General features: G+C 42.6%; 18 protein-coding genes. 11 read left to right on the plus strand and 7 right to left on the minus strand.

All coding sequences use genetic code 11. From position 1 onward, the window contains the following. Nucleotides 1–100: 100 nt before the first annotated feature. Nucleotides 101–922, minus strand: coding sequence for a delta-lactam-biosynthetic de-N-acetylase (gene pdaA, locus A8805_RS21505; RefSeq protein ID WP_109714761.1), 822 nt, complete (start codon nucleotides 920–922; stop codon nucleotides 101–103). A gap of 180 nt (nucleotides 923–1,102) precedes the next feature. Here pdaA and A8805_RS21510 point away from each other — a divergent pair, with 180 nt between their 5' ends. After that, nucleotides 1,103–1,894, plus strand: a complete 792-nt coding sequence (locus A8805_RS21510; protein ID WP_109714762.1) for an HAD family hydrolase — start codon at nucleotides 1,103–1,105, stop codon at nucleotides 1,892–1,894. 129 nt (nucleotides 1,895–2,023) lie between these two features. On the opposite strand, the gene A8805_RS21515 is transcribed toward A8805_RS21510, so the two are convergent. From A8805_RS21515 to aroF, 3 genes are read right to left on the minus strand one after another with little or no spacing between them, the layout of a single operon-like run. Further along, entirely contained in the window at nucleotides 2,024–2,854 is an 831-nt protein-coding gene (locus A8805_RS21515) for a shikimate dehydrogenase family protein (protein ID WP_109714763.1), read from the minus strand. 1 nt (nucleotide 2,855) lies between these two features. Further along, entirely contained in the window at nucleotides 2,856–3,911 is a 1,056-nt protein-coding gene (aroB, locus tag A8805_RS21520) for a 3-dehydroquinate synthase (protein WP_109714764.1), read from the minus strand. 50 nt (nucleotides 3,912–3,961) lie between these two features. After that, complete coding sequence (gene aroF / locus A8805_RS21525) at nucleotides 3,962–4,975, minus strand: 3-deoxy-7-phosphoheptulonate synthase (protein ID WP_109714765.1); 1,014 nt, start codon at nucleotides 4,973–4,975, stop codon at nucleotides 3,962–3,964. A 267-nt stretch (nucleotides 4,976–5,242) separates the two neighbouring features. Between aroF and A8805_RS21530 the strand changes: the two genes are divergently transcribed. The 9 genes from A8805_RS21530 (at nucleotide 5,243) to A8805_RS21570 (ending at nucleotide 12,830) form a co-directional block, all read left to right on the plus strand. Beyond that, complete coding sequence (locus A8805_RS21530) at nucleotides 5,243–5,602, plus strand: CidA/LrgA family protein (RefSeq protein ID WP_109714766.1); 360 nt, start codon at nucleotides 5,243–5,245, stop codon at nucleotides 5,600–5,602. Then, nucleotides 5,602–6,279 (plus strand): LrgB family protein, encoded by a 678-nt coding sequence (locus tag A8805_RS21535; RefSeq protein WP_109714767.1) that lies wholly within the window; start codon nucleotides 5,602–5,604, stop codon nucleotides 6,277–6,279. Before A8805_RS21530 ends, A8805_RS21535 begins: the two co-directional genes overlap by 1 nt. Nucleotides 6,280–6,383: 104 nt before the next feature. Beyond that, nucleotides 6,384–7,079 carry a UMP kinase gene (gene pyrH / locus A8805_RS21540; RefSeq protein ID WP_109714768.1) on the plus strand — a complete coding sequence of 232 codons (696 nt, stop codon included), beginning with the start codon at nucleotides 6,384–6,386 and terminating at the stop codon, nucleotides 7,077–7,079. 13 nt (nucleotides 7,080–7,092) lie between these two features. Further along, a complete protein-coding gene (frr, locus tag A8805_RS21545; RefSeq protein WP_109714769.1) occupies nucleotides 7,093–7,644 on the plus strand; it encodes a ribosome recycling factor in 552 nt (183 codons plus the stop codon). A gap of 96 nt (nucleotides 7,645–7,740) precedes the next feature. Next, on the plus strand, nucleotides 7,741–8,457 hold the full coding sequence (locus A8805_RS21550) for an isoprenyl transferase (RefSeq protein ID WP_109714770.1): 717 nt from the start codon (nucleotides 7,741–7,743) through the stop codon (nucleotides 8,455–8,457). Next, nucleotides 8,450–9,259 (plus strand): phosphatidate cytidylyltransferase, encoded by an 810-nt coding sequence (locus tag A8805_RS21555; protein WP_109714771.1) that lies wholly within the window; start codon nucleotides 8,450–8,452, stop codon nucleotides 9,257–9,259. Before A8805_RS21550 ends, A8805_RS21555 begins: the two co-directional genes overlap by 8 nt. A gap of 45 nt (nucleotides 9,260–9,304) precedes the next feature. Beyond that, on the plus strand, nucleotides 9,305–10,447 hold the full coding sequence (gene dxr / locus A8805_RS21560; protein ID WP_109714772.1) for a 1-deoxy-D-xylulose-5-phosphate reductoisomerase: 1,143 nt from the start codon (nucleotides 9,305–9,307) through the stop codon (nucleotides 10,445–10,447). Between the two features lie 3 nt (nucleotides 10,448–10,450). Continuing rightward, nucleotides 10,451–11,485 (plus strand): RIP metalloprotease RseP, encoded by a 1,035-nt coding sequence (rseP, locus tag A8805_RS21565; RefSeq protein ID WP_109714773.1) that lies wholly within the window; start codon nucleotides 10,451–10,453, stop codon nucleotides 11,483–11,485. A 64-nt stretch (nucleotides 11,486–11,549) separates the two neighbouring features. Beyond that, a complete protein-coding gene (locus tag A8805_RS21570) occupies nucleotides 11,550–12,830 on the plus strand; it encodes a peptidoglycan-binding protein (protein ID WP_330406064.1) in 1,281 nt (426 codons plus the stop codon). Between the two features lie 91 nt (nucleotides 12,831–12,921). Here the strand turns inward: A8805_RS21570 and A8805_RS22270 are convergent, their stop codons facing one another. Continuing rightward, on the minus strand, nucleotides 12,922–13,077 hold the full coding sequence (locus A8805_RS22270; protein ID WP_181392954.1) for a hypothetical protein: 156 nt from the start codon (nucleotides 13,075–13,077) through the stop codon (nucleotides 12,922–12,924). 71 nt (nucleotides 13,078–13,148) lie between these two features. Then, nucleotides 13,149–13,325 (minus strand): hypothetical protein, encoded by a 177-nt coding sequence (locus A8805_RS22275; RefSeq protein WP_181392955.1) that lies wholly within the window; start codon nucleotides 13,323–13,325, stop codon nucleotides 13,149–13,151. Nucleotides 13,326–13,596: 271 nt separating this feature from the next. On the opposite strand from A8805_RS22275, the gene A8805_RS21575 reads away from it, so the two are divergent. Beyond that, nucleotides 13,597–14,820, plus strand: coding sequence for a transglutaminase domain-containing protein (locus A8805_RS21575; protein ID WP_109714774.1), 1,224 nt, complete (start codon nucleotides 13,597–13,599; stop codon nucleotides 14,818–14,820). Between the two features lie 175 nt (nucleotides 14,821–14,995). Here A8805_RS21575 and A8805_RS21580 read toward each other — a convergent pair. Continuing rightward, the coding region (locus A8805_RS21580; protein ID WP_146199468.1) for a transposase at nucleotides 14,996–15,200 on the minus strand (205 nt) is incomplete at its 5' end.

Here is a 15,200-nt window from a genome sequence, read left to right on the forward strand (position 1 = left end):
TGCGAAATTAAAGGCAGCCTGCATTTTTCTGAATATTCTGAAAACGGAGAGCAAAAGGGACTGACCCCTTTACAAAGGGGACTGTCCCTTTTGTAATCTCTTATGAAATTTCTGCCAGTGATTTGAAGGTATATCCCATTTCTTCCCACTTTGTCAGTAGTTCATCAAGTATTTGTGCATTTGTTTTTGATGTACTGTGAAGAAGTACAATTGCACCCGGATGAATTCTCCCAAGAAGCTTTTCAAAGGCTTCTTCTTTTGTAGGCTGTTTATTTTCATACCAGTCCACATAGGCCAGGCTCCAGAAAAAGGTTTTATATCCCATTTCTTTTGCCATCTGCAGGTTCGCTTCGCTGTATTTTCCTTGAGGCGGACGGTAGTACCGGGTCATTTCCTGACCGGTGATTTCCTTATATTCTTCTTCTACATCCCCCAATTCTTTTTGAAAAGCTTCTTTGGTTGATATTTGGGACATGTCGGGATGGTGGTATGTATGGTTGCCTACCGCATGCCCTTCATCGGCCATCCGTTTTACCAAATCTGGATTGGCGGAAATGTACGTGCCCACGATGAAGAAGGTGGCAGGGGCGTTGTGCTTCTTTAAAGCGTCCAGTATGGCCGGGGTATTGCCGTTTTCAAAGCCTGCATCGAAAGTCAGGTAGATTACCTTTTCATCCGGATTTCCGGAATAGTAAGCGTCAAATTTTTTTAGTTCTTCTGCTGTTGCATTAGCTACAGGGGGCTGGCCATCTTCCTGGAAGCTTAGTCCCCAGTTTCCTTCGGCAGAAGTGGTTATGGCTTCAGGAGCAAAATGGTCTTGCACTTTCCCGGCGGCGTGGCCGGCTAAAAATGCAGCGGCAAAAAGTAATGCGAGTTTAAAAATGCGTTTCGGAAAGCGTTTGTTTCTCAAATTGATTTTCATTGTATCACCAGAATCTTATTTCCTACAGTATATGATGGAAATACTAGAATATTTTCTGAATATGGAAAATGAAGGGCAGAACGGAGGGGAAAAGGTTTTTTGTGAGATATGGAAATGGATTTTTGAGAAAAAGGGTGTTAAAGTAATAGGAGATACTTTTTGCGATAATAGGAGGAAATTATGGAGAGAGCAGCATTGTTTTTTGATATTGATGGAACCATATTAAGTGAGATAACAAGGGAAATTCCTCAAAGTGCATTGGACGCCATGGAGGCAGCCAGGACCGCTGGACACTTACTTTTTGTGAATACCGGACGTACGCTCTGCAGTATACCTGCAAAGCTTAAACAATTTAAATTTGACGGGTTTCTATGCGGATGCGGAACATATCTCACATACAAGGATGAAGTTCTGTTTTCAAATTCTATCCCAGAAGCCAGAGGGAGAGAAATTATTGATAAAATGATAGCATGTAAGCTGGATGGATTGATGGAAGGAACGGAAGATGTATATCTTCCCAGCAGGATGTCCAGGTTTGACAGGCTGGAGAGTTCCAGAAGATACTTCCATGAACTGGGGCTTGGACGGGAAGAGTATATAGAAAAGGGAAAGTTTATTTATGATAAATTATTCGTCTATGTAGATGAACAAAGTAATAAGGAAGAATTTTTCAATTTCATTAAAAAGGATATTGAGCCCATTGACAGAGGTGGGAATACTTATGAATGTGTACAAAGAGGATATTCTAAGGCGACTGCCTGTGAGTTTATTTTGAAAAAGTTTAATATGGACATAGATCAGATTTATGTATTTGGGGACAGTACAAATGACATCTCCATGTTCCAATATGCCAGACATACAATCGCAATGGGAGAGCACGCAAAGGAGCTGGCTCCATACACAGAATATGTAACAAGAAAGGTAGAAGAGGATGGGCTGGCTCACTCAATCTATCATTATGGACTTGCATAAAGAGAACCAATTCACATAAAGAGAACGGATTCATATTTCTGCGCTGTAAACGTATACCCCCGCTTCTAACGCTGGTTAGATGGCGGGGGTATTTCTGGTTCAAAAAGATGAGCCTTCTGTATTCTGTCTCTAGAACTGTCTTGCCAGTTCATCATGAATGTTATTTCCCATATTATAATCCAGTTTTTTATTCAGCCAGATTTCTTCGGAGCCAATGGCCTGGTCCACAAGCATCATCAGTCCGGTAACGATTTGAAGCCCTTCCTCTCTGGCAATTCTGAGAAATTCAGTTATCAGGGGATTATAGACAATATCTGCGGCAACTTTAAAATTCCGTATAACAGACGCATCAACCGGGCTTTCACCGACGTTAGGGTACAAACCAATAGGAGTCGTATTCACCAAAATATCTCCGGCTGGAACATCTGATAAATCACAGGTGCGGATATAGGGAAAAAGCTCTTCCAGATGCAGGTTTGCTTCCTCGTTTCGGGCAGCCACTGTGATTTGGGCGGCACCGTCCATATGAAGGCCGTAAATCAATGCTTTTGCTGAACCGCCGGAACCCAGAACCACAACATTTTGATCCTTCAGGCTGACACCGGCCTTGTGGAACATACTTATCATCCCAATATAATCGGTATTATAGCCATAGAAGGTGCCGTCCTTCATAAAAATTGTATTGACTGCTTCTATATTTTTTGAATGAAAATCCGGGACATCCACCAGTCTGTAAGCAATTTCCTTGTATGGCATTGTTACATTCATGCCCATGATATTTTCCTCTTTCATCACATCCAGTACATGAAGAACTTCCTGTCTATCCATTTCATATTTCTTATAGGTAGCGGTAACGTTCTGCTGTTTTAATAAATCTGTATGAATTTCCGGGGAAAGGCTGTGACCCAGTTTCTCCCCCAGCACTCCAAAATGTAATGTGTTTTCTTTTTCTCTGCTCATATTAAATTCCTCCTGCTGTTTTGAAAAAATGAAGATTGGTAGGATATATATAACTGTCCCCGATTTTACGGAGAAGCACTACGTTTAAATGACCGTCCAGATTCTTCTTGTCAAACTCAATAGCATCTGTGAGGTCGGATATAGGCAGCCCACATTCACATGGCAGCCCATAGGTTTTTAGAATCCGGCAAATCTTTTCTGCCTCGCCGGAAGCTGTTAGTCCTGCTTTTTCGGATATTTTTGTAATCTGGTACATTCCAATTGCAACAGCTTCTCCGTGGCTTTCACGCTCGTAGTGGCAATAGTGCTCAATTGTGTGGGCAAGAGTATGCCCGAAATTCAGCAGCATACGTTCCCCGGTATCAAATTGGTCAGCCTCTACAATGATACGTTTAATGTCAATACAACGGTAAATGATGGAAGGGAGCTGGTCTTTTAAATCTTCGAAAGAAGTGTGGGAACTTAATACATCGAATAAAGATGCATCTTTGATGCAGCCATACTTAATGACTTCTCCCATGCCGTCCGTAATATAGCGGGGGGGCAGTGTGTTTAGCATATCAGGGTCAATTATAACCAATTTTGGGTGATAAAAAGCACCAATCAGATTTTTCCCCTGTGGCAAATCCACCGCGACCTTGCCTCCCACAGAAGAGTCTACCTGTGCCAATAGAGAAGTGGGAATCTGGACAAACTTAACTCCTCTCAGATAACTTGCCGCTGCGAATCCGGCCAAATCTCCGATAACGCCGCCGCCAAGAGCAATCACCAAATCACTGCGGGTAATTTTTTTCTCCAGCATAGCAGCATATATCTGGGGAAGAGTATCAAAACTCTTTGTGGTCTCTCCGTGGGGCAGAACAAGGCTGTGGCACTCATAGGAGGGAAGTGCATTTATCAATGTTTTGCCATATAAAGGATAGATATTATCATCGGAAATAATGATAATCCGTTTGCCCTGGAAAACTTGAGAAATATAGGTTTCCGCATTTTTTAGAATTCCAGGTTCAATAAAAATAGAATAGCTGTTTTTGCCCAAGTTAACTGTTAATTCCAAGAGATTTCTCCTCCTCATACAAAAAGGTTAGCAAAGGGGTCAGACCCCCTTTAAACATTTTTCCCTACGACTGCGGCAATTTGTTTGATTTGCTGCAGTAAATCATCATATTTTTGAGGCTTTAAAGATTGTGCTCCGTCGCATAATGCGCTTTCCGGGTTATTGTGCACTTCAATCATCAGCCCGTCAGCTCCGGCTGCTATAGCGGCCTTTGCCATTGGTTCTACAAGCCACCATTTTCCTCCGGCATGGCTTGGATCAGCGATGACAGGAAGGTGTGTCTTTTTCTTAAGAACAGGTATGCTTTGTAAATCGAGAGTATTTCTTGTATATGTTTCGAAGGTACGGATTCCACGTTCACAGAGGATGACATTTTGGTTACCGGATGCCATGATATACTCTGCGGACATAATCCACTCTTCATAGGTAGCATTTAGTCCCCTCTTTAACAAAATGGGGCGGTCCAGTTGACCGAGCTGCTTGAGCAAGTCAAAGTTCTGCATATTTCTCGCACCTATCTGAATCAGATCTACTTTTTCATTGAAAACATCCAGATGCTCTGGTGACATTAGTTCTGAAACCAGAGGAAGTCCGGTTTCTTTCTTTACTTCACAGAGAATATTCAGTCCTTCCAGGCCAAGCCCCTGGAAGGCATAAGGGCTGGTGCGGGGTTTGAAAGCTCCGCCTCTGAGCATGTTAGCGCCGGAAGCCTTTGCCTGTATTGCGATTTCCATAACCTGGTCTAAAGATTCTACGGAGCATGGACCTGCAATTAATGCGAGATGATTTGCCCCGACTTTTACACCAGAAACATCGATAACCGAGTCTTCCGGGTGAAACGCGCGGTTTGCCAGTTTGTAAGGCTCTTGAACATGCATCACTTTATCCACCCATTCATCTATTTCAAATAATTTTGGATCAATGGCTGTTGTATCTCCAATACAGCCGATAATCGTCATTTCCTGACCCCTGACAACATGTGTGTCCAGCCCTCTTTTTTTAACGAGGTTCTCAACACGGCTGATCTTTTCCTCCGGGGCATGGGGCTTTAATACAATAATCATAATCTATATCCTCCTAATTATACAGCGACTTCACACTGTAAAATTTTAGCTGTTTAAAGTGTGAAAACATATGTATCATAAAACATTTATTGGTGAATGTCAAGATGCAGCAGAATGAAATTAAATTTATAGATGAATTGGGACAAATATAGAGCTGATAAGGAGAGTTCTGACATTGACAATTTATATGGAGAGGTGTATTTTATCCTAGAAGGCAATTAATGTACATAAAGACTAATGAAATACAAGAGAATTGAGGAATGAGAAATGAAAATTATTAAACAAGTAGGCATCATTTTCACAGTATGCTGGCTTAGTCAGGTGATCGCAAATGTTCTTCCCTTTGCATTCCCCGCAAGCGTGACAGGAATGCTCTTTTTGTTTATCTGCCTGCTTACAGGACTTCTTAAAATTGAACATATCCAGGAAAAGTCAGATTTCCTTTTGGAAAACATGGCATTTTTCTTCGTGCCGGCAGGTGTAAGTATTATAAATTACTTTGAAATTCTCAAAAGCAGCGTGGTTCAGCTTGTTATCGTTTGTCTGGTGTCCACCGTGATTACTTTTGCAGTGACAGCTTACAGCGTAAAATGGACCATGAGGCTGTTGGAGAGGAGGCGGAAATAATGCAGGTTTTGTATACATCTCCTTATTTTGGAGTTGCACTCAGTGTGATTGCTTTTGGAATTGGGGTGAAGCTCAGGCAGAAGACAAAATCTGCGCTCTGCAACCCACTGGTGATTGCGATTGTTCTTGTGATTGGCGTTCTCCTATGTTTTAAGATTCCGTACGACTCTTATAATGTAGGTGGAGAGATTATCAATATGTTTCTGGCCCCGGCAACGGCATGCCTGGCAGTTTCTATTTATACCAGACTTTCTATCCTGAAAAAATACTGGCTTCCTATTCTGGTAGGATGTACCACAGGTTCCCTGTCTTCTATGACAAGTGTTTACGTCATGTGCAGACTATTTGGCCTGGAAACAAACCTGACAATGTCCATGCTGCCCAAATCCATAACTACCCCAATAGCAGTAAGTGTGGCGGGGGCTCACGGAGGCGTGATACCTGTGACTGTGGCTGCAGTCATTTTTACTGGAATTTTGGGCAGCATTATGGCACCCTGGCTTATCCGCTTTTTTAGAGTATCGGATCGTGTAGCTGCAGGGCTTGCAATTGGTGCCAGCAGTCATGCGGTGGGAACTTCCAAGGCAATTGAGATAGGTGAAGTAGAGGGCGCTATGAGTGGTTTGGCGATTGGTATCTGTGGTATAGCAACCGTAATTTTTTCTATGTTTCTCTAGAAAAAGTATAAAAATGAGATACCCGATATATGCATGACAAAATAAGAAAGTTATGATATACTTCGTATTAGAGTATACAACAGAAATTGAAGGAGCTAAAATCTATGAAAAGAATATTGTTAAAGCTGAGTGGAGAGGCACTTGCAGGAGATAAGAAGACAGGCTTTGATGAAGCTACCTGCATCGGTGTGGCGGAGCAGGTCAGGCAACTTGTGGAGAAGGGAATCCAGGTTACCGTTGTGACCGGAGGAGGCAACTTTTGGAGAGGCCGCACCAGCGAGACAATAGACCGGGTAAAGGCAGACCAGATTGGGATGCTGGCTACGGTTATGAATTGTATTTATGTATCTGATATATTCAGACATGTAGGTATGAAAACAGAGATTTTCACCCCATTTACCTGTGGTGCATTTACCACATTATTTTCCAAAGATGCAGCAAATGCTGCATTGGAAGAGGGCAAGGTCATCTTTTTTGCCGGCGGGACAGGCCACCCATATTTTTCAACGGATACCGGGGCTGTGCTGCGCGCAATTGAGATAGAGGCGGATGCCATGCTTCTTGCAAAAGCTATCGATGGAATTTATGATAGTGACCCTAAGGTGAATCCGGAGGCGAAGAAGTATGATGAGATTTCAATTCAGGAGGTCATTGACAAGAAACTTGCAGCGGTAGACCTGACAGCATCTATTCTCTGTCTTGAAAATAAGATGCCGATGCTTGTATTTGGACTGAATGAAGATAATAGTATTGTAGAGACGATAAGTGGAACATTTACCGGGACAAAAGTAACCGTATAAGGAGGACATGGACATGGATGAGAAATTAAAAGTATATGACGAAAAGATGACAAAGACAATCAGTAATTTGAACAGTGACCTGGCAGCAATCAGAGCCGGACGGGCAAATCCCCATGTGCTGGATAAGCTGACAGTAGAATATTATGGAGCACCGACACCAATTCAGCAGGTTGCAAATATTGCTGTACCTGAGGCACGTATGATTCAGATACAGCCCTGGGAAAAAAGCCTGCTTAAAGAAATCGAGAAGGCAATTAATATGTCAGATATCGGAATTAATCCGACCAATGACGGCAGTACAATCAGACTTGTATTCCCGGAATTGACAGAAGAGCGAAGAAAAGAATTAGTAAAGGATGTTAAGAAAAAAGGAGAAGCTGCTAAGGTTGCAGTCCGTAATATCCGCCGTGACGGAAATGAGGCGCTGAAGAAACTTAAAGGCAGCGAGATATCAGAGGACGGTATCAAAGATTTGGAAGAGGCGCTGCAGAAAATAACTGATAAATATATTTCTGAGGTGGAAAAAGCTGTAGAAGCAAAATCCAAAGAGGTGCTTACTGTCTAACGGGTAGGTCGAAGAATAAGAGAGGCTCGTATTATACAGCCTCTCTTTTATGTCATAGGAAGACAGACCCTATTTTAGTAACAGGAGGATATATAGATGAGAGTACCGCAGCATGTAGCAATCATATTGGACGGAAACGGCCGTTGGGCAAAGTCCAAAGGAATGCCTAGAAATTACGGACATGCCCAGGGGAGTAAAAATGTGGAAAGAATCTGTGAAGAAGCGTGGCGCATGGGTATAAAATATCTGACAGTGTATGCTTTTTCTACAGAGAACTGGAACCGTCCCAGGAGTGAAGTGGATGCGTTGATGAAGCTGCTCCGCAATTATATGAAGACTTGTCTGAGGACTGCGGAGAAAAATGATATGAAAATCCGGGTGATTGGGGATATCACTTCGCTGGACGATGACATTAAAGGAAGGATTGCAGAACTGGAGGAGGCAAGCAAAAATAACAATGGCCTGAACTTTACCATTGCGATTAATTATGGCAGCAGGGATGAGATGATAAGAGCTATGAGAAAGCTTGCCGGAGATTGTGCGGCTGGAAAATTCCGGGCAGAAGATATTGATGAGGCTATGTATGAAACCTATCTGGACACTCATGGAATTCCAGACCCGGATCTTTTAATCCGGACAAGCGGGGAACTCAGGCTTTCCAATTATCTGCTCTGGCAGCTGGCGTATACGGAATTTTATTTTACAGATGTTTTATGGCCGGATTTTACAAAAGCGGAATTGGAAAAAGCTATTGGGCAGTATAATAGCAGAGAGAGGCGTTTTGGCGGGGTAAAGGAGGAACAGGATGTTTAAAACACGGCTATTGAGTGGAATACTATTGATAATCATTGCATTGGTTACAGTGATTATGGGCGGCCGCCTCCTGTTTGGTGTCCTGTTTATTATTAGCCTGATAGGAATGACGGAGCTTTACAAAGCATTTAATATCCAGGCAAAAGCCCCTGGAATCTGTGGATATATATTTGCAGTTGCATATTATGCTCTGCTTTATTTGAAACCTGTCCTGCCGGAGAACACAGACTGGTTTATGCTTCTGTTTATGGCTTTTCTGATTTGTATGATGGCAGTGTTTGTCTTTTCATTTCCAAAATACCAGACAGAACAGATATTGGCAGCATTTTTTGGGGTATTCTATGTGGCCGTGATGTTGTCTTACATTTATCAGATCCGTATTCTTCCGGGAGGTGTTTTTACAGTATGGCTTGTGTTCATATGCTCCTGGGGATGTGATACCTGTGCATACTGTGTGGGGATGTTGATAGGGAAACACAAAATGGCTCCCAAGCTGAGCCCTAAAAAGTCTGTTGAGGGCGGAGTCGGCGGAATTGCAGGAGCTGCTCTGGTGGGCGTGCTTTATGCTCTGGCCATTAATAAATGGGGGAATGCAGGAGCCGATTTAATGAGATTCGCGATTATCGGAGCGGTTGGAGGAGCCATTTCACAAATTGGGGACTTGGCTGCATCTGCAATTAAGAGGAACCATGATATTAAGGACTATGGAAATCTGATACCGGGGCATGGAGGAATTCTTGACAGGTTTGACAGTGTGATTTTTACAGCACCAATGATTTACTATCTGGCAGTACTGCTGTAAGTTTTAAGGGAAGCGCCAGAAGAGTGTAAAAGAAAGGTTTTGCATATGAAGAAAATTGCGATACTGGGATCTACCGGTTCCATCGGAACCCAGACGTTGGAAGTGGTACGGGAAAATGGGGATCTTGAGGTCAGTGCAATAGCCGCGGGAAACAATATCACCCTTTTGGAAAAACAAATACGTGAATTTCATCCAAAACTGGCAGCAGTGTGGACAGAAGAGAAGGCCCATGAATTGAGGGAAAGAGTCCGTGACCTGGATATCAGAATTGTGTCGGGTATGGATGGCCTTCTGGAGGTGGCAGCGGAACCGGAGGCAGAGATTCTGGTGACAGCAATCGTGGGAATGATTGGAATTCTCCCGACGATTGCGGCTATTAAGGCAAAGAAAAGTATTGCTTTGGCCAATAAGGAAACACTGGTGACAGCAGGACATATTATTATGCCTCTTGCCAGAGAGTACGGAAGCCTGATTCTCCCCGTGGACAGTGAGCACAGTGCGATTTTCCAGTCCTTGCAGGGTGGTCAGAGAAAGGCTCTCCACAAGATTTTACTGACTGCATCAGGAGGTCCCTTCCGGGGAAAGATAAAAGAGGAGCTGAAAAACATCCAGGTGGAAGATGCGCTGAAACATCCCAATTGGGAAATGGGGCGCAAGATTACAATAGATTCTTCCACAATGGTTAACAAAGGACTGGAAGTGATTGAGGCAAAATGGCTTTTTGATGTATCCGTCGACCAGGTAGAGGTTGTAGTTCAGCCTCAGAGCATTATTCATTCCATGGTGGAGTATGAGGACGGCGCGATTATCGCTGAACTGGGTACACCGGATATGAAACTGCCCATCCAATATGCTCTGTATTATCCCGAAAGGCGTTATCTGCCGGGGGAAAGACTGGACTTTGGAATATTGTCTCAGATTACATTTGAAAAGCCGGATATGGAAACATTTTATGGTTTGAGGCTGGCATTTGAGGCAGGAAGAAGAGGGGGCTCTCTTCCAACAGTTTTTAATGCGGCAAATGAAAAAGCGGTTGCTCTGTTTTTGGACAGGAAAATCCGTTATTTGCAGATTCCGGAAATCATACAGGCGTGCATGGAGGAACACAAAATCATTGAGAATCCTTCCGTGGAAGAGATACTAAATACAGAACAGGCAACATATGAATTTATTAAAAACAGGTGGTAATATATGGGAATAATTTTAGCAATCATTTTGTTCAGCGTGATCATCTTATTTCATGAGCTGGGGCATTTTACTCTGGCAAAATTAAATGGTATCCGTGTAGACGAATTTTCACTGGGACTAGGTCCTACAATCATAGGAAAAGAAATTGGGGGAACAAAGTTTTCTTTAAAACTGCTGCCCTTTGGCGGAGCATGCATGATGGGAGAAGATGATCAGGACGATATATCCGAGGGCAGCTTTAATTCAAAGTCTGTCTGGGCAAGAATATCTGTTATTGTGGCAGGGCCGGTATTTAATTTTATTATGGCCCTTGTATTTTCTGTCATTCTGGTGGCCTGGGTTGGATACGATGCCCCGGTAGTTGCGGAAGTAGATAAAGGATACTCTGCTATGGAACAGGGAATGCAGGAAGGAGATGTGATTACCCGGCTGAATGGAAAGAACGTCTATCTCTGGAAGGAAGTCAGCCTGTTTAACCTAATGAACTCGGAGGCCGGACCTGTAACGGTGACTTATGAGAGAGGCGGCCAGGAACATGAGGTAACGCTGGAACCCCGGCAGTTGGAAGGGGATGTGAGTAAAAGGCTGGGAATCCGTAACAGCGGTGTAAATACAAAACCAGGAGTCATAGAATCTGTACAATATGGTGCATATACGCTGCGGTACTGGGTGAATTATACGTTTGACTGTCTAAGACTCCTCGTAACCGGGCAGGTAGGAATCCGGGATATGTCAGGTCCAGTGGGAATTGTGGATTTTGTAGATAATACGTATAAAGAAGCTGCCCCGGCAGGATGGTCTATTGTAGTACTAAACTTGATGAATATTGCTATTTTGCTGTCAGCCAACCTGGGAGTGATGAACCTGCTGCCCCTCCCGGCTCTGGACGGAGGCAGATTAGTATTTCTACTTCTTGAAGCTGTGCGCAGAAAGCGGGTGCCGCCGGAAAAAGAAGGCATGGTGCACTTTGCGGGCTTTGCGCTGCTGATGCTGTTAATGGTAGTTGTAATGTATAATGATATACGCAACTTGTTTTGATTGATAGTGAGGAGCTTCCCTAAAAATGTTCATTTTTCCTCATTCGTGCATATATATAATAGAGATGATTTTATTTGTGAGGGAATCCATGACTTCTTTAAAAGCGATGCAGAACAATGCCGTTGATAAGGGACGGCTGCAGATTAATGTTACTTCAGAAGGTACGTCTTTTCCTATTCCGGATGCAACTATATCAATATCTTATACCGGGGTGCCTGGCAGCCCACTTGAGCAGGTGACTACAGATGCTTCCGGGCAGACAGAGAGCCTGGAATTAGATACCCCGCCCCTTGAGTATAGCCTCGATCCGGCGGTAGAGGCACAGCCTTATTCGGAATATACATTGGATATTAGTGCACCTGGATTTGAAACTATAAGTATATCCGGTGCTCAGATTCTGGCAGATGTGACGGCCATCCAAAATGTGAGGATGCACCCTACTAGTGACAACGAGGAAGTGTTTGTGATAGCGGCACATACTTTGTATGAGGAATATCCGCCCAAGATTCCAGAGGACGAGATAAAACCCCTTGATGAAACTGGTGAAATCGTACTAAGCAGGGTAGTGGTACCGGAATATGTGGTTGTTCATGACGGCTCACCAGGAGATACTACCGCACAGAACTATTATGTAAAGTATAAAGATTATATAAAAAATGTGGCTTCCAGTGAAGTCTATGCTACATGGCCGGAAAATGCCATCCGGGCGAATGTTCTGGCGATTATGTCTTTTACACTTAACAGGGTTTATACAGAGTGGTACAGGAATAAAGGGTACGATTTTACAATTACATCTTCTACGGCATTTGACCACAAATGGATCCCGGAGAGAAATTATTTTGATACAATTTCTCTAATTGTAGATGAAGTATTTGCAAACTATCTTTCCAGACCTAATGTGAGGCAGCCTATACTTACACAGTATTGTGATGGGAGGCGGGTAACCTGTCCTGACTGGTTAAGTCAGTGGGGCTCTATGTCCCTCGGTGACCAGGGATATTCAACAATTGATATTCTGCGCCATTATTACGGGGATGATATGTATATTAACATAGCACCTGAGGTATCAGGGGTTCCGTCTTCGTGGCCCGGATATTTGCTGGACATTGGTGCCAGCGGAGATAAGGTAAGGCAAATGCAGGAACAACTGAATGTGGTAGCAGGGGCATATCCTGCAATTCCGAAAATTGGTGTAGACGGAGTGTATGGACCATCGACGGCAGGGGCTGTTGAAAGATTCCAGTCAGTTTTCGGATTACCGCAGACCGGAGTAGTAGACTACAGAACGTGGTATAAAATATCAGAGATATATGTGGCAGTATCCAGAATAGCAGAATTAACATAGGTATAGGTGTATCAGGTATGTTTTTCAGGGAGAGGTATCTATTACGTCAAATAAGGGGGCAAAAGCCCCCTTATTTCTTAGATGAGTCTCATTATTGCCCGGAAAAACCTCCGTGAGCCGGTTCTGGTTTTTCATCGGGAATTACATTCTTCAGTCCGGATTTGCCAGGCAGGTCAATTTCCGGAATATTATCATCATCATAGACATTTGCTTCCGTAGTTTTTGATGGCAGTTTGATTTCTTTCATCACGTCATCTCCTCACACTTTTTTGCACATAGTATGTGTAAAAGTTTTAAGATTATGCGAAAGGGCAGCTTTTATTCTGCCAGAGAATAAATTTGCAGGAAACGTTTTCTCTCTTCCTTGTTCATACGGACAAAATCTGTAAATTCCACATCTACAAGATACATTGGTTGTTCACAGCAAAGGGCATGTGACTGATTATTGGTAAAATGGTATCTTTTACATTTTATACAATAAAATACATGCATCATTTGTATCACCCTCCTTATATAATATCATAACACAGAATGGGGAAGAAAAAATTAAAATCTTATAAAGAGAAAAACTTTATTGAACTTTTTTTCGTCCTAAATTATAATCGATACTAATTGAATTAATAACGTTCAATAAGATACACTTCTTGAATTACTATTATTCAAGAAGACATTGTATTTCTATCGTGAATGCATATTACAGTTTTATATGAATATTATGAAAAAGGAGACTGCCGGTATTATAGAAAACGGCAGGTAAGAGCAAAATATGGCAAAAAGAAGAAAAAAAAGAAAATGGCCTGCTTTTCTTGGTATTATCATTTCAATCTGCACTGCGTCAGGCCTGGCAGCGGTGGGGATAAAACAGTTTCCCAGGCTTTTTGCATCTACGCAGGAGGTTGTTAAGATTGTGAAAGTGCAATCAGAGAAGATGGAAAGCATACCTTTTGAAGAGGTTAAAATACCCGAGGATGATGTGGCAAGCGGTTATTATTACCAGCAGCTGAACGAAGAGGAACAGAATCTATATAAGGAGATGTACCAGGGGATACTGGAATCTTCCGATACCATATATATGCATTCACCAGATATAGAGATACTCAAAAAGGTGAGCCAGTTCATTTTTTGTGACAGGCCGGAGCTGTTTTGGTGCAATGGTGAGATGCAGGTGACCAGCTATAAGGATTATTCGGAAATCCAGCCAGTGTACACCTATACGGGAGAAGAAAAGGAGAACAGGCAGTTAGAGATAGAGGATGCTGCAGAGGAGTGCTTATCCGGAATTAACAGTGAAATGATGGAATATGATAAAGTGAAATACATATTTGAATATTTGGTAAATACTGTGGATTATAATCTGGAGGCTTTGGATAATCAGAATATTTATAGCGCTCTTGTAGGAAAGTCATCAGTATGTGCCGGTTATTCCCGTGCCGCCCAGTATCTTCTGCAAAAATTGGGCGTTGAATGTATCTATGTGACGGGAGCAATTCCCGGACAGGGAGCACATGCATGGAATATTGTAAAATGCGGAGACCAATATTATCAGATGGATGTTACTTTTGGTGATCCTGTATTTCTTGAGACAGGGAACAGGGGAAATATACCGGATAAAAGCATTAATTACGATTACCTATGCTGCAGTGATGCGGAGATTATGAAAAATCATACACTGGATACGGAAGTCAGTTATCCGACCTGCAGCTCTATGGATTTGAATTATTATAAATTAAATGGTATGTATTACGAAGAGTTTCAGCCGGAGCAGCTTCTTCAGGATATGAACCAGACTATCTATAATAAGGATAGCTCCTTCACGTGTAAATTTGCTAACAACATACTTTACCAGGAGGCACACGACAGTATCCTGAATGATCTGGTACAGAGGGCGGCGCAGAATCTGCTGGAATATTATGAGCTTGAGACTGTGCAGTATACTTATATAGAGGATGCGGAGATGGGGAAAATAACCATCTTCTGGAACTATCAGTAAAACGTAAAAAATAGGGAGAGGAGAGAGCTTCAAGTTTTGTGTAAAGTCAAAAACTGATATAAGATATGTTGATAGTTACATCTTGGGCAAGGCCTTTTTTCAGGCCTTGCCTTTTGTATGTATTATAGCCCTATTTCAGAGCATGTCAATAAAGCCGATAGAATCAGCCTCATTTTTAATGACCGTTTAGCCGTTCTTCAAAGTATATTTCTAGTTGGGAATGTATAATTCCCCAGTCTTGCCGGTGGCCGGTCCATTTCTTGGTGATATCCATCATAGCCAGATACAGCATTTTCAGCAGACTATCATCTGATGGGAAAATCGTTTTGCTTTTCGTAACCTTTCGCAGCTGACGGTTAAATCCCTCAATTGCATTCGTT

The sequence above is a fragment of the Faecalicatena contorta genome (genome assembly GCF_003149105.1).
In the GTDB taxonomy this organism is placed as follows: domain Bacteria; phylum Bacillota; class Clostridia; order Lachnospirales; family Lachnospiraceae; genus Muricomes; species Muricomes contortus_C.